14 protein-coding genes are annotated in these 14,615 nt (G+C 68.1%); 7 read left to right on the forward strand and 7 right to left on the reverse strand.

Annotated features, from left to right (window positions below):
* The 5 genes from VN779_RS13765 to VN779_RS13785 form a co-directional block, all read right to left on the reverse strand.
* On the reverse strand, positions 1-875 hold an 875-nt coding region (locus VN779_RS13765; RefSeq protein WP_325723185.1), incomplete at its 3' end, for an ABC transporter ATP-binding protein.
* Complete coding sequence (locus VN779_RS13770; RefSeq protein WP_325723187.1) at positions 872-1,867, reverse strand: ABC transporter permease; 996 nt, start codon at positions 1,865-1,867, stop codon at positions 872-874. The genes VN779_RS13765 and VN779_RS13770, both read right to left, overlap by 4 nt.
* A gap of 103 nt (positions 1,868-1,970) precedes the next feature.
* Positions 1,971-3,761, reverse strand: a complete 1,791-nt coding sequence (locus VN779_RS13775) for an ABC transporter substrate-binding protein (protein WP_325723189.1) — start codon at positions 3,759-3,761, stop codon at positions 1,971-1,973.
* A gap of 95 nt (positions 3,762-3,856) precedes the next feature.
* The gene (locus VN779_RS13780; protein ID WP_325723191.1) at positions 3,857-4,846 is read right to left on the reverse strand and encodes an ABC transporter permease; all 990 of its coding nucleotides are present in this window, start codon (positions 4,844-4,846) and stop codon (positions 3,857-3,859) included.
* A gap of 460 nt (positions 4,847-5,306) precedes the next feature.
* Positions 5,307-5,993 (reverse strand): TetR/AcrR family transcriptional regulator, encoded by a 687-nt coding sequence (locus VN779_RS13785; protein WP_325723193.1) that lies wholly within the window; start codon positions 5,991-5,993, stop codon positions 5,307-5,309.
* A gap of 244 nt (positions 5,994-6,237) precedes the next feature.
* Between VN779_RS13785 and VN779_RS13790 the strand changes: the two genes are divergently transcribed.
* The 4 genes from VN779_RS13790 to VN779_RS13805 all read left to right on the forward strand — a co-directional run bounded on the left by VN779_RS13790 (position 6,238) and on the right by VN779_RS13805 (position 10,357).
* Complete coding sequence (locus VN779_RS13790; RefSeq protein ID WP_325723195.1) at positions 6,238-7,206, forward strand: tetratricopeptide repeat protein; 969 nt, start codon at positions 6,238-6,240, stop codon at positions 7,204-7,206.
* Between the two features lie 623 nt (positions 7,207-7,829).
* On the forward strand, positions 7,830-8,453 hold the full coding sequence (locus VN779_RS13795; protein WP_325723197.1) for a DUF6230 family protein: 624 nt from the start codon (positions 7,830-7,832) through the stop codon (positions 8,451-8,453).
* Positions 8,454-8,565: 112 nt separating this feature from the next.
* Positions 8,566-9,240, forward strand: coding sequence for a DUF6114 domain-containing protein (locus VN779_RS13800; RefSeq protein ID WP_325723199.1), 675 nt, complete (start codon positions 8,566-8,568; stop codon positions 9,238-9,240).
* A complete protein-coding gene (locus VN779_RS13805; protein ID WP_325723201.1) occupies positions 9,215-10,357 on the forward strand; it encodes a hypothetical protein in 1,143 nt (380 codons plus the stop codon). Before VN779_RS13800 ends, VN779_RS13805 begins: the two co-directional genes overlap by 26 nt.
* A gap of 165 nt (positions 10,358-10,522) precedes the next feature.
* Here VN779_RS13805 and VN779_RS13810 read toward each other — a convergent pair whose 3' ends face one another.
* Positions 10,523-11,323, reverse strand: a complete 801-nt coding sequence (locus VN779_RS13810) for an AIM24 family protein (protein WP_325723203.1) — start codon at positions 11,321-11,323, stop codon at positions 10,523-10,525.
* Between the two features lie 293 nt (positions 11,324-11,616).
* Entirely contained in the window at positions 11,617-12,087 is a 471-nt protein-coding gene (gene bcp / locus VN779_RS13815) for a thioredoxin-dependent thiol peroxidase (protein ID WP_325723205.1), read from the reverse strand.
* Positions 12,088-12,321: 234 nt separating this feature from the next.
* Here bcp and VN779_RS13820 point away from each other — a divergent pair, with 234 nt between their 5' ends.
* From VN779_RS13820 to VN779_RS13830, 3 genes are all read left to right on the forward strand, one after another.
* Positions 12,322-12,762 (forward strand): DUF3618 domain-containing protein, encoded by a 441-nt coding sequence (locus tag VN779_RS13820; protein ID WP_325723207.1) that lies wholly within the window; start codon positions 12,322-12,324, stop codon positions 12,760-12,762.
* A gap of 156 nt (positions 12,763-12,918) precedes the next feature.
* Positions 12,919-13,221 (forward strand): co-chaperone GroES, encoded by a 303-nt coding sequence (locus VN779_RS13825; RefSeq protein ID WP_349260074.1) that lies wholly within the window; start codon positions 12,919-12,921, stop codon positions 13,219-13,221.
* Positions 13,222-13,224: 3 nt separating this feature from the next.
* Entirely contained in the window at positions 13,225-14,469 is a 1,245-nt protein-coding gene (locus tag VN779_RS13830) for an AI-2E family transporter (protein WP_325723211.1), read from the forward strand.
* Positions 14,470-14,615: the final 146 nt, after the last annotated feature.

Here is a 14,615-nt window from a genome sequence, read left to right on the forward strand (position 1 = left end):
ATGATGATCAGAGCGCTGTTGAACTCCTGCTGCAGGTCGCGCATCAGGTCCAGGATCTGCGCCTGCACCGTCACGTCGAGCGCCGTGGTCGGCTCGTCCGCGATCAGCAGCTCTGGATTGCAGATCAACGACATCGCGATCATCGCGCGCTGGCGCATACCGCCGGAGAACTGGTGCGGATAGTCGTCCACGCGCGAGGTCGGCTGCGGAATACCGACCCGGTCGAGCATCTCGATCGTGCGCTTGCGAGCCACCGCCTTGGACGCGCGGTTGTGCGCCAGGTACGCCTCGGCGATCTGCTCCCCGACCGTGTAATAGGGATGCATCGCGGACAGCGGGTCCTGGAAGATCATCGCGAGCTTGTCGCCGCGCAACTCCTCCAGCCGCTCCGGCGCCGCGTTGATCAGGTCCTCGCCGTCCAGCCAGATCTCACCCGAGATCCGCGCGCCGCCGCGGCCGCGCTTGTCCGGCCGCTTGTGCAGGCCGAGCAGCGAGAGTGAGGTGACCGACTTGCCGGAGCCCGACTCGCCGACGATGCCGAGCGTCTTTCCGCGTTCGACCCGGAAGCTGATTCCGTCCACCGACTTGACGACGCCGTCCTCGGTCGGGAAGTGCACCCGCAGGTCCCGCACGTCGAGGAACGGCTGCGTGCCCCAGTCCTCGCGACGGCCGGCGAACTCGGGGAACCGGGTCAGTTCGTACTCGATCGACGGATCGACGTCGAGGGGGGCGGGCTCGTGAGCGCGAGCGGGCTCGTAAGCGGGGGCAGGCTCGGGCTCGGGAGCGCGGCGGCGACCCGGGCCACGGGAAAAGCCCTCGCTTCCGCCCGGATCCGATTCGACGGCGGGGGCACTCTTGCCGTGACGCCCGCTCATGACAGCCGCACCCGCGGGTCCACGAAGGCGTACAGCACGTCCACCACGATGTTGGCGACCACGATGAAGAACGCGGCGATCAACGTCACGCCCATGATCACCGGGAAGTCGTCCTGCTGGATCGAGTTCACCGCCAGCAAACCGAGGCCGGGAAGCGAGAACGCCACCTCCAGGAGCACCGCGCCGCCGAGCACCGTGCCGAGGTCCATGCCGAAGATGGTGATGATCGGCGTCAGCGCGGAACGCAGCGCGTGCTTGTAGAGCACCTTGCGTTCCTTTACGCCCTTCGCCCGCGCGGTACGCACGAAGTCCTCGTTAAGCGCATCGAGCATGCCTGCGCGCGTCATGCGTGCGTACAGCGCCGCGTAGCCGAATGCCAGCGCGATCCAGGGAATCAGCAGGTGTTGCGCCCATTGCAGCGGATTACTGAGGAAGGGCACGTACTTGGTGCTCCACTGACCGGTAAGCGCCTCAAGCAGCGGGCCGACGAAGTACACCGGCAGCGCCACACCGGCCAGCGCGATACCCATCGACGCCCGGTCGGCGATGCTGCCCTTACGCACCGCAGAGATCACCCCTGACAACACACCGAACACCAGCCACAGCACACCCGCGCCGATCGCGATCGAGAGGGTGACCGGAGCGCGGCTGAGCAGCGTCGGCCAGACCTGCTCGAAATTCTTGAAGGAGTACCCGAAGCAAGGCGCGTTGCAGTGAATCAGCGAGACGCCGTCGCTGTACGTTCGACCACCGACGATGCCGACGATGTAGTCGAAGTACTGCACAAACAGCGGCTTGTCGAAGCCGAAGTGGTCGATCACCGCTTGCAGCGCGGCCGGGTTCTGCTGCCTGCCGACGTACCCCGCGGCCATCGACTGCGGGGTCTGACCGGCCCATTGGGGCAGCACGAAGAAGATCCAGAACGTGATCAGGCTGATCACGAGCAGCAGGCCGACGGCGGCCAGCAGACGCCGGACGATGTAGGTCAGCATCGGGATGGTGGCTCGGCGGCCCCGATCCGGGATCGGGGCCGCCGTTCGCCGTTCACCTGCCTTCGGATGACGGGTCGGTGCCTTGGTTCAGCGGCGCCGCGGATCAGCTGCCTGACACGCCGAGCACCGAGAAGTCCGGCTCGCCGAACGAGGGCTGCTCGAACCAGTTCGTCACGTTCGCCGGGTGGTAGATCAGCGCCTTGTTGTAGGCCAGCGGCACCACCGCTGCGTCATCCATCACCTGCTGGTCGATCGCGGCGCCGATCTTGTTGCGGGCCGCGGCATCGGTCGTGGACAGGTACTGGGCGAACAGGTTCTGCACCTGCGGGCTGGTGTAGTCACCCAGGTTGGTCGAGCCGCTGCCGGGGTGGATGCCGTCCGGGGTGACGACCTGGTCCAGGTCACCGAACACGTCCGGCCAGTCCGCGCCCCACTTCATCATCGACAGGCCGATCTTGTTCGACTTGACGAAGGAGTCGTTGCCCGCGAAGGAGCCGAAGTACTTGTTCGACGGGTACTTGTCGATCTCCACGTTGATGTTCGCGAGCTTGAGCGCGGCCTGGATGGCGATCGCGGCGTTGACCTCCTTGGGCCGGTCAGCGCGGGCCGAGAGCTTCACAGTCAGCGAACCGCTGTTGTTGAACTGGTTCGGCTCCGCCCCCTTGCAGGTCTGCAGCTCCTGCTGGGCCTGCTGCGGGTCGCCCTGGTTGCCGGGAGTCGGGTAACGGTTGGACTGCGCGTACCCGGCCATGTCCGGGGTGAGCAGGGTGGTGGCGATGTCGCCGCCGCCGAGAGCGCCGCCGAGCGCGGACTGCACCGTCGTCTTGTCCACCGCGTACTCGATCGCGCGCCGGCAGTCGACGTTATCGAACGGCTTTACCTGGGTGTTGATCGTCATGTACGTCAGCGCATTGGTGTAGCCGTCATCGGCCTGGGCCTTGAGCGTCGGGTTGGCCAGGATCTGCGACTGGGCCGTGGTGCCGACGCCGGTACCGTCGAGGTCGACGTCGAGCTGACCGTGCAGCAGTTCCTGGTCGATCTGGTCCTGGTTGACGTTCAGCTGCACGTCGATCTTGTCGGCGGTGACCTTGTGGATGCCCTCGGGGTCGGTGTCCGCCTTGAAGTTCGGGTTCGGCACCAGCACCGCCTCCTTGCCGGGCTGGTACGAGGAGATCTCGTACTGGCCGGAGGAGACGATCGACTTGAAGTAGTTCGCTCCGGTGTCCTTGGCCCGCGGGACCGGGGCGGTGGAGGGCAGCGCGGCCAGCTCAGGGAAGTCGGAGAACTTCTTGGTCAGGTGGAACTTGATGGTGTCGGTGCCGTCGACCTCGATGCCCGAGACGCCGTCCGCCGCGTTCTTGTCCAGGTACGGGCCCTGGTAGCTGGTCTTGTCCTGCAGCACCTTGGCGAAGTAGTTCGGACCGAACTGCAGCGTGTCCTGGCCGAAGTTCGAGCGCTCGATCGCGTACTTCACATCGGCCGCGGTGATCGCGCTGCCGTCCTGGTAGGTGGCGCCGTCGCGCAGGTGGAAGGTCCAGGTCAGACCGTCGGGGGAGACCTCGCCGTTGTCGGTGGCCAGGTCGGGCACCAGTTGCAGGCCGGCGGAGCCGGGTGCCTGCTTCCAGCTCAGCAGCGAGCGGCCGTAGAGCCGGGCGAAGTCCCAGGCGAACGCGTCGTAGGTGTTCCCTAGGTCCATCGAGTCCCAGTCGGAAACCAGGGCCATGCGCAGCACGCCGCCCTGGTGCGATGACGGGTTCACGATGGTGGTCATGCCGGCGTTGAAGCTGCTCGTCGACGAGTTCACGCCGCCAGAGGAAGAGCTGCCACAGGCCGACGCGGCGGTGGCGACGGCTATCACGCCCGCGGCCGCGGCGATGAGCTTGGACTTTCGCATGGTGCGGAGAAACCCCTCAGTGTGCGAGTTACTGTGCCGGCTGTTGACCGGGTGGGTGGTGGCGGTGATGCGCGCCTCGTCGCGCGCGGCCGCACTCAACGCGACCCCTTCGGGTCGAAGGCGTCGCGCAGCCCGTCGCCGAGCAGGTTGAACGCCAGGACGGTGATGAAGATCGCGGTGCCGGGCACGATGAGGTACTCCGGGTCGATCTGGAAGGTGCTGATCGCGGAGTTGATCATCGCGCCCCAGGACGGCGTCGGGTCCTTTATCCCGACGCCGAGGAACGAGAGCCCGGCCTCGAACAGGATGTTCGCCGGGATCAGCAGGGTGGCGTAGACCAGGATCGGGGCGAGCAGATTCGGCATCAGCTCGCGCAGGATGATCCGGCTCGGCCGGGCGCCGAGCGAGCGGGCGGCGGCGACGAACTCGCGCTCGCGCAGCGCGATGGTCTGGCCGCGCACGATGCGGCCGATGTACGGCCAGGAGAAGAAGCCGATCACCACGACCAGGACGCCGAAGCGCAGGCCGTTGCCGGACAGGCCGAACGCGTCGTCCGGCAGCACGCCGATGATCGCGATGGAGAACAGCAGCAACGGGAAGGCGAGGAAGACGTCCATGACCCGGCTGATGACCGCGTCGATCCAGCCGCCGAAATACCCGGCTGTCACGCCGAGCAGCACGCCGATCGCGATGGCGACCAGGGTGGAGACGCCGGCGATGCCGAGCGAGATCCTGGCGCCGTAAAGGATGCGGCTAAAGATGTCGCGGCCGTTGGGCAGGTCCACGCCGAGCCAGTGGCTGCCGCTGATGCCGCCCATCCCGCCGTAAGGGATCTGATAGTTCGGGTCGATCAGCTTGTTGTGCAGCGTGTCCGGGTCGTTGCCGCTGAGCGAGGAGAGCGGCCCGGCGAGCACCGCGGCCAGGATGAGCAGGACGACCACGACCCCGCCGGCCATCGCGATCCGGTCCTGCTTCAGTCGGTTCCACGCGATTCGGCCGAGGGAGCGCCCTTCGATCGCCGGGCTGGCCGGCGCGGCGTCGGCGGCGGGTATGAAAGTCCCGTCCGACTCCCTGGTGATCGTCATCGAGTCGCGTCCTCAAAAACCTTTGCGGCCCAAGCGGAGCGGCTTTCCGAGCTCTCGGCGCGACCCGGTAAGGCACGCACACCGGCACGGATCACCGCGACGTGTGCGGTGCTGCTCGCGGCGCCGTGGTAGACGTCGCCAGCCATGGACCCTGCCTCAAACCTCAGATCGAAAGGAAGAGCGCGGCGGTCCCTGTTGCCCAACCGTGACCAGTCGGCCATGCCGCCGCTTTCAACCCTTACAGTTGGTGACCGGGCGTATTCGAGCCGTTCCGGATCAGTTCGTGCATTACGGACAGGCGGCATTCGCGGCGGACGGCTGCGACGCACTGCGGTTCGTCTCGACACCGCACCCCGGTCGGGTTCGCGGTCGGGGCGACACTACCGTGTGGTGCGCGGTGCCGGATACTAGGGACACTTACCGGCACGACGCCATCGCGCAGTGTCATCTGCGCGCAGCATTAGCCGTTGCCCTGACCCGGCTTCTTGGCCGCGGTGGGGAGTACCAGATCGAGAAAACGTTCGAGGTAGGCGTCGTCCACCGGTTCGCCGGCGATCAGCATTCGATGAACCATGGTGCCGGCGATCACATCGAACAGCAGATCGGGCTCGGTGATCTGCGGGCCCTCGCCGCGGGCCGCGGCGCGGCTGGCTCCCGCGTGCACGAGGTGTCGCTGCCGGTCGATGATCTTCTCGCGGACGGCGGTGCGCAGGCCCGGATCGCGGGAGGCGTGCGCGGCCAGGGCGAGGAAGGCGGTCTGCGTCTCGGGGCGGGCCAGCAGCGCTATCAAGTCCCTGATGGTTATCTCGGCGTCCGCGCGCACGGAACCGGCATCCACCGGCCGCAGCGTGTCGAAGAGCTGAGCCATCGCGTCGACGACGAGTTCGGCCTTCCCCGGCCAGCGGCGGTAAAGCGTGGTCTTGGCGACGCCTGCGCGGGCGGCTACATCGCCGAGGGTCATCCCGTCCCAACCGCGCTCGGCCAGCAGCTCGCGGGCGGCGGACAGGATCGCCTCGTCCGCATCGGCTGAGCGGGGACGGCCAGAGGTCCGGCTCGTCGCCGGCGGGGTCTGCGGATTGGACGCAGCCGTATTAGATGCAGGCGCCGTATGAGACGCGTCTGTGTTCTTGTGGGTGACCGACGCCACGTCACGCCGCCTTTCCGTCCGCAGCCAGGTTCCGCTACGCTACGACTCGTATCGGAACTCGTCCACCCCGGTACCGCGAGCGAGGCAGGGCGGCGGCAGAACCGAGGGCGCGTCCGGTGGGGACCGGGCGGGTGGTTTCGCCGCCGCAGCCAGTTCTCAAGAGGTCCTCTAGGGCGCGCTTCGGCCCGATCGACTGGGCACCGAGCGCTCCATCCGAGCCGCGCGGGATGTGAGAATGGAGCACATGCGACCTTCGTTCTCGATGTCGGGTGTGGTGGACCTGTCCGCGCTCAAGCAGCCGCCGGCGCCGCAGGCGCGTCCGGCCGCGGCGCAGGACCCGAATCAGGGTGCCGGCCAGGGCCCGGTCTCACCGGACGCCGCTTCACAGACTTCTGCCTTCGTGGTGGACGCGACCGAGGCCGACTTCCAGTCCTCGGTGCTAGAGCGCTCGCTCCAGGTACCTGTCGTGCTGCACTTGGGCGCGGACTGGTCTGAGCAGAGCAAGCAGTTGCTCGGCATTCTCGAGCAACTGGCCGCGGAGTTCTCCGGGGGCTTCGTTCTCGCGCGCGTCGATGCTGAGGGCAACCCGCGTCTCGTGCAGGCGCTGCGGGTCCAGAGCATTCCGTCGGTGAAGGCCATCGTGGCCGGGGAACTGATCGGCGAGTTCGCCGGAGCGCAGCCCGAGGCACAGGTGCGGCAGTGGATCTCCGAACTGCTGGCGCTGGCGCAGCGGGAATTCGGTCTCACCGGTGCCGGTGCCGGCACCGAGGACGCGGCCGCCCGCCCGGCCGAGCCGCCGATGGACCCGGCCTTGGCCGCCGCGTACGACGCGCTCGCCGCCGACGATCTAGACGGCGCGGCCCGCGCGCTGCAGAACGTGCTGAGCCAGAACCCGAACCACCCCGAGGCCAAGCCGGCGCTCGCGCAGGTGGAGCTGATGCGCCGGACCCGGAACGCCGACCCGGCCGCGGCCCTCGCCCTGGCGAAGCAGAACCCGAAGGACATCGACGCGCAGTGCGCCGCGGCGGACGCCGCGCTGGCGAGCGGGGACGCGGATACCGCGCTGGCGTTGCTACTCGCCGCGGTTCAGGGTTTCTCGGGCGAGGAGCGGGATCGGGCCCGCCGGTTGCTGCTCGACTTTTTCGAACTGCTCGGCCCGCAGGACCCGCGGGTCGCCCCGGCCCGGGCCCGGCTGACCACGCTGCTGTTCTAACTACCGCTGCCGTTCGAACCGTCTCGGTAGGACTGCCGTATTAGATGCCTTATTAGACCGCTTGCGGTATTAGCTGTACGCGCGTCGATACGAGCGTCTGCGCTGGCCATAGCCTGCCGATACGCGCCGTCCCACATAGCACACGGGTACCTGTCGTGGGGTCACTCGAAGGAGTGACCCCCGGCAGTCCATTACTAACTATTTACCTTCGAGCACTTCGACGAATCCGGTCGCGCTAAGTAACCGCCCGAGCATGCACGTGCGCGAAATGCCTGGAATTGCGGGTTGCCGCGCCAATCGACCCCCCGCGAAACGACTCGGCTCGCGGAAAGGCTCCGGAATGCGCGACCACGGCTTGGTTACCGGTCGGTAACGAACCCCTTGTATTACGTCCACGTGTCGAGCACGATCGCACCTACCCGGTCCGACCGGTCCCTCCCCCACGGCGGGACCAGAGCGGTTCCCCACCGGGTGAGTGCCGGAAAAGGTGCGGTCCCCGCCCCCGCCGGCGCACTGCTCGCAGCGCCAACCGCCGCGTCGATCCCGTGGAAACGCGGGTCGCGCGGTCCCTCGGTTCCGCCGCGGCTCCAACTCACGGGCCGCGCAACGCATCAGGAGTGGACGTGAAGGACACCTCCGGCGCCCAGGTTCTCGGGCGCACCTCGTGGAAACGGCTCGGCCTAGTGATGGTGCCGACCGTCATCGCCGCGGGCGCACTCTCGGTCATGATGGCCAACGGCGCCATCGCGGCCTCGTTCGCTGTCTCCGGCCAGCAGTTCAAGCTGACTGCCTCGTCGCTCACCGGCAGCGGATTCGTGCAGTACGGCACCGTCGACCACCACGCCGACGGCTCGCAGTTCCCGGCCGCCGTGTCCGCGTTCGCCTCGGCGGACATCACCAACCTGTGCCAGTCCGTGGTCACCAGCATCCCGGTCATCGGCGATGTCACACTCACCATCAAGGCGGGTGGCGGCAAGACCCCGGTGCACGCCGACAACCTGACCATCGACATGTCGCAGCTGAACGCCGGTGAGGCCGACTTCACGAACATCAACATCGGCCAGGACGCCTCGACGCTGAGCGGCAGCGCGACCGGCGCCAAGGGCACCCCCGGCCTGTTCGGCCAGCAGGCCGAGAAGGCGACGCTCACCGGCGTGCAGCAGGTCGCTTACTCGACCAACGCGGGCAGCTTCCAGCTGCACGACATGTCGCTGAGCATGTCGATGGGCAACAACCCCTGCTTCTAGGAGCAACTAAGGTTCGGAGCAGTCCGTCCCTTTGAGCAGTCCGCAACCGCAAGGCGCGGGTGCGGGGCCGCGAATCCCCGTGCCCGCCGCCTTTCTTTACGGAGCAGCATCGATGACCACGCACACCCTTGACAGCCCGAGCCCCCATGAGCCGAGCCAACCGATGCCGCTGCGCGCGCTGCACGGTTTCCGGCACTGGCGAAAGGGGCGGCCGTTCCCAGCCGGGCTGCTCATCGTCTTGGCCGGCATCGAGTTGTGGCTTGCGCCGCTTTCCTCGATCGGCAACATCATCCATGAGGGCGTCGGCGGCGTCTCCGCCTTCTTCATCGGCGCGCTGATGATGATGTTCGGCCTGACCGTCTGGCTCGCCCCGGCCTACCGGGTGTTCGCCGGGATCGCCTCGATCATGCTCGGCCTGATCGCGCTGCCGGCCACCAACCTCGGCGGCTTCATGATCGGCACCCTGCTGGCGCTGATCGGCGGCGGCCTCGCGGTGGCGTGGACCCCGCGGCCGGGCTGGGAGGCGCCGAGCCGGCGCCAGCGGCGTCGGCTGCGCCACGAGGAGCCGCAGCAAGCGCAGCACGGCGAGTCCGGCGAGGGCGCGGCGTACGAGGCGGGGTCCTACCAGGGCGCCGCGGACCCGATGATGAGCGAGGCGTACGGCGCGCCGGCCGGGCAGGCCGAGCTCGCCGAGTTCGAGGCCCGCAGCCGCGCGGGCGCGGACGCCCCGACGAGTTACCTTCCGGAAGTGGAGGAGACCGGTGCCGACCAGCACCCGGAGGACTGACGGTACGAGCCGGCGCGCCCTGGTCGCGGTCGCCACTCCGATCGCCCTCGCGGCGGTCGCGGGAGCGCTGACCCTGGCCGCGCCGGCCAACGCGGCGGGCACGTCCTCGGCGTTGCCGTTCCCCACCTCGGTCTGCAGCACCAACAGTCCGGCGAGCACCAGCCCGTCGGCCTCGGCCTCCCGGTCCGCCACGGCGACTCCGCAGGCGAGCGCGAGCGCCAGCGGCTCGACCAAGGCGAACACGACGAAGAACACGGGCACCTCGGCCTCGCCGTCGGCTTCCGCGTCCGCGTCGAACAGCGCGGCGGCCGGAAGCGCGGCCGCGCCCACCCCGACGCCCAGCGCCTCGACGACGTCGAGCGGCGGCTTCTGGGGCTGGCTCAACGGCGTGTGGACCTGGATCTTCGGCTCGCAGCAGCTGCCGAAGGCCGGGGCGGCTCCGGTGATGGGCGCGGCCTTCAACAAGTCCAGCGGCACGGTCGGCGGCGCCGCGAGTTCGGTGGTGTCCGTCGTGCGGCAGGGCGCGGCGAAGGTCGGCTCATCCACCGGCGGAACGAAGACAGTCACGCACAGCGGCGCAGTCAAGCAGGCGGCGACCGGCGCAGGCGCTCAGGCTACGCCGTCCCCGACCGGCAGCTGCCTCCCGCAGTCGCAGATCAAGGCGAACACGGCTACCTCGGACGGCAACACGGCGGCCAATCTGCCGTGGCACCTGTCCTCCCCGTCGATGACGATGTACAGCCTGACCTACAACGGCGTCACGACGATACAGACCGTTGATGGTCCGGAGCAGGTGCTGGACTTCACCGCGGCCAAGGTAACGCTGCTGAGCATGATCACCTACTCACAGCAGGGCGGCGGCAAGATCCAGTACGTCGACGGCGGCAAGGGCCAGACGGTGACGCTGGAAAACGTGCACCTGTGGTCCACCTCGTTCACGGCGGACGTGCTCGGCCTGATTCATCAGACCTTCACTCCGGCGAACCCGGGTCTGCTGACCGTGCTGCGCGGCATCACCATCCCGCTCCCGCTGCTGTTCACGAACGTCGAGGCGGACAACGCGTTCCTCAACACCGGGACGATCGCCATCCCCGGCTTCGACGGACACGGCAACTGACCGGCGCGGGCGGCTGAACCTAGCCGCCCGGACCACAGCTCCACCCGAACCACAGCGCCACCCGAACCACAAAGGCACCACCCCACCCACAAGCAAGGGCGGCCTGGACAAAGGAGTCCAGGCCGCCCTTCGCGTTCCGCGCCTCGCGCCGGACGCTCCGTCAGCTCAGCCGTTGCCGCCGAGCAAGCCGCCGATGATGCCGCCGGCGACCGCTCCGCCGAGCCCGCCGCGCGCTCCGCCGGCCACCGCGCCCGCGGCCGCGCCGACCTCGGCCCCGCCCGGGTGGAAGTAGCCGGACTGCAAGCCAACCCGGCCGGGGCCGGTGAACCGGTTGAATACCAGGTTTCCGCCACCGCCGAGGATGCCGGTCTTGAGGCCGAAGACCTGCTGCGAGTACTGGACGCTCATGTCCCGGTAGATCCAGGAGCCAGGCTCCACATCGATGACCTCGCCGGGCTGGAGCACCACCTCGAAGGCGTTGCCGTGCGCGTGCAGCCACAGCAGGCCGTCGCCCTGGTGCGCCTCGAAGCGGTCCTGCCAGAAGCCCTGGCTGCCGAACAGCATCGAGCCGATGCCGCGCACCCGCTCGAAGTTGTAGGCGAGGTTCGCGGTCGCGGCCAGGAACTGGTGCTCACGCACCAGGATCGCGCTGCCGTGCGGCACGTTGAGCGGGAAGACCTGACCGGCCGAGTCGCGGGAGAAGGCGATCTCACCGAAGCCGACCGCCTGCGTCATGAAGATCGGCATGCCGCCGATGACCCGCTTGAACGCGCCCTTGAGCGGCATGATCTGGATGTCCACCTGCGGCTGCTTCCACAGCACCACGTGGTGCTCGAAGTAGACCGGCACCTGACCGTTCATGGCCAAATGCAGCACCGGGACGATCTGTCCCTCGATGCGGAACGCGACGCCGGGGCCTTGGCCCTGGGTCACGTGTGATGGAAGCAGGCTTACCTGGGCGGTCACTGGTGGTCCCCCTCGTCAGCGATGAAATCGTCGCACTTGACCCGCGAGCATACGGGTTCCGAGGGATTTCCGGCGCGGCCGGGTGTAGAACCCTGCGTTAGGGCCCGCCGAGAAATAAATGTTGCGCGGTCGGGCCTTGGGCGCGCCGCTGAGTGTGCCGGGGTTGAGGCCTCGTACCGGGCGTACTCGGCCTCGACGCCGGTGCGCTCAGCGGTGATGACCAAGGCGTGGACGCGCCATTTATTTCTCGGCGGGCCCTTAGTCGGAAACGTGCCAGTCAGAACCGTGATCCGTCAGTCCAGCCCCAGATCGCGGCGCAGCTTCGCGACGTGCCCGGTCGCCTTCACCGCGTATTGCGCCAGCTCGATCTTCCCGTCTTCGCCGATGACGAAGGTGGAGCGGATGACGCCGACGACGAGCTTGCCGTACAGCTTCTTCTCGCCGTACGCGCCGTACGCCTCGAGTACCTTCTTGTCCTGATCGGACAGCAGCGGGAAGTTCAGGCCGTCGCGCTCCCGGAACTTGGCCAGCTTCTCCGGCTTGTCCGGGGACAGGCCGAGCACCGCGTATCCCGACGCCGCCAGCGACTGGAGCGAGTCGCGGAAGTCGCAGGCCTGCTTGGTGCAGCCCGGGGTCATCGCGGCCGGGTATACGTACACGATGACCTTGCGTCCCGCGTAGTCGGACAGCGATACCGGCTTGCCGTCCGCGTCCGGCAGAGTGAACTGCGGCGCCTCGGTCCCGGGTTCAAGTCGCACTGACACGTTGGCCGTCCTGTCTCTCGGTTGCGCTGGGTCTCGGTAGTTCGGGTCGCTCGGGCTTGAGATGCGGGCACCAGCCTACGAGAGGGGGCCGACACAGGCTCCCTTCTTGACCCGGCCGGACCGTTACTGCGCCAGGTGGCTGACGCGTGACCCTTCGTCGGGCAGTAGGGCCGAGGGAAAGCCGCAAAAGCGGGTAGGCGGTCCCGAGACGGCACGAGCGAGGGAGTTGGAGCGATGGCTGAGAACAAGGACAGTCGGACCCACCCGGGGGTGATCGACGTGGCGAAGAACGAAGGAAGCAAGGGCACCGCGGCCGCCAACCCGATCCTGGTGGTCACGCCGCACGGCGAGGTGGCCGGCTCGCAGCTTGAGCGCGGTACGAACGGACATCGGGACGGCGAGGTGCAGCTCGAGGTCAAGGACACCCGGTCGCCTGCCGAGATCGAGGCCGACCTGGGTCGCACTCGCGACCACCTGTCCTCGACGCTTGACGAGTTGAGCGAACGGCTCAGCCCACGTGACCTGCTGCGGCGCGGCGGTCTGCGGGTTAAGTATCAGTTCGTCTCAGAACGCACCGGGGAACTGCGTAAGCAGCGGGTTGCCGCGTTACTCGGCAGCTTCGGTGTTGTGATCGGCGGAATGGTCGCGCTGCACACGGTACGCGGCCGCTCTTAGTGCCGAGGCACGAGCGAGATGCGCTAACGTCGGGGCGTGAGTCCCCGATCCAAGTCCGACGACGAGAAGTCGGCCGTGCCCGCTGAAGGCGCGCCGTCTCTTAAGAACACCGCGTCTCTTAACAACGCGGCGTCCCTCGACAAGCTGCCGATCAAGATGCTGCACGACCGGGTCCTGGTCCGGTCTGACGGCGCGGAGGGAGAGCGCCGCTCGAGCGGCGGGATCCTCATCCCGGCGACCGCGCAGATGTCGCACCGGCTGGCCTGGGCGCAGGTCGTCGCGATCGGCCAGAATGTGCGCACAGTCGAGATCGGCGACCGAGTGCTGTACGACCCGGACGACCGCGCCGAGGTTGAGGTGCGCGGCGTGGAGTACGTGCTGCTGCGCGAGCGCGACATCCACGCGGTCGCGGCCGAGCGGCTTGGCGACTCCAGCGGGGCGACCGGCCTGTACCTTTAGGCCATGGGCACGGGCGGGCAGACTGACGGCGCGGGTGCGGACGACGCCCGAGAGGCCGCTCCCGCCGGCACTTCCGGTGTCGCGCCGGAACCTGCTGTCGAGTCCGAGTCTGGCGCCGCGCCGGAAGTTGCTGCCCCAGCAGAACCTGCTGCCGCGCCGGCCTCGCTGTCCCCGGTACCGGCGGCATCAGCCACCTCACTCGCTGCCGCGCTACCGCAGCGCTCCTACTTCACCTACGCCTTCGGACTCGCCGCCGGAGCGCTCTCCGCTTACCTACTAGTTCGCGGGATTGCCCGTGCCGGCGGCGTGATCACCACCGTGCTGCTCGCCGCGTTCCTCGCCGTCTCGCTCAACCCCATCGTCACCATGCTCACCCGGCAGACGCGCGTGCCGATGCGGCGGGCCGGCGCGGTGCTGATAGTGGCCCTCGGCGTGATGGCGCTGGTCGCCGGATTCCTCGCGGTGATCGTGCCGCCGGTGGCCACCGAAGTCACCGCGCTCGTGCATGCCATTCCGCATGTGCTGCAACAGATCCAGGACCGCTCGACCTACCTTGGGCGGCTGGAGGCGAAGTACCACGTCGTCTCTAAGGTGCAGTCGGCGCTTTCCGCACGAGGCGTCGGCACCACCGCGGTATCCGGCATCGTCGGTGCGGGTAAATACGTGCTGTCAACGCTGACCTCCACGCTGGCCGTGGTCGCGTTGACGATCTACTTCCTCGCCGGGCTGCCTAACATCGTCGCGGTGGCGTACCGCACTGTCCCCGCCTCGCGCCGCGACCGAGTACGTGCCCTCGGCGACGAGATCCTCACCCAAGTCGGCCGGTACATGCTCGGCTCGGCGCTCAACGCCTCGATCGCAGGGCTCGCCACCTATGTCTGGACTGCTGCCTGGGGCATTCAGTACCCGGCCGCGCTCGGCCTGTTGGTCGCGCTAATGGACATGATCCCGGTCATCGGCTCGACCATCGGCGGTGCGATCGTCACTCTGGTCGCGTTGACCGTGTCAGTGCCCGTAGCCATCGCGACACTGTTGTTCTACATCGGTTTCCGGCTGACCGAGGACTACGTCCTGCTGCCGAAGGTGATGCGGCACGCCGTGGACGTCCCGCCGATCGTCACCGTCGTCGCGGTGCTGGCCGGCGGCTCCCTTCTGGGCATCATCGGGGCGCTGGTCGCGATTCCGACGGCCGCCGCGCTCAAGCTGATCACCGTCGAGGTTCTCATTCCCCGACTCGACCGTCGCTGAGCGAACTGTCGCTGAGCGAGCGGGGTTGAGAGAAGCGCCCTTCAGCAAGCTCGCGTTGAGGCTACACTCGGTGACTGCGTGGTCGCTCGTTAGAGAACAGTGCTCGTGTACGTGTGACGCAGCGAGGCGCAGCGCACTAGGCTAAG

The organism is Actinocrinis sp., from assembly GCF_035605935.1.
In the GTDB taxonomy this organism is placed as follows: domain Bacteria; phylum Actinomycetota; class Actinomycetes; order Streptomycetales; family Catenulisporaceae; genus Actinocrinis.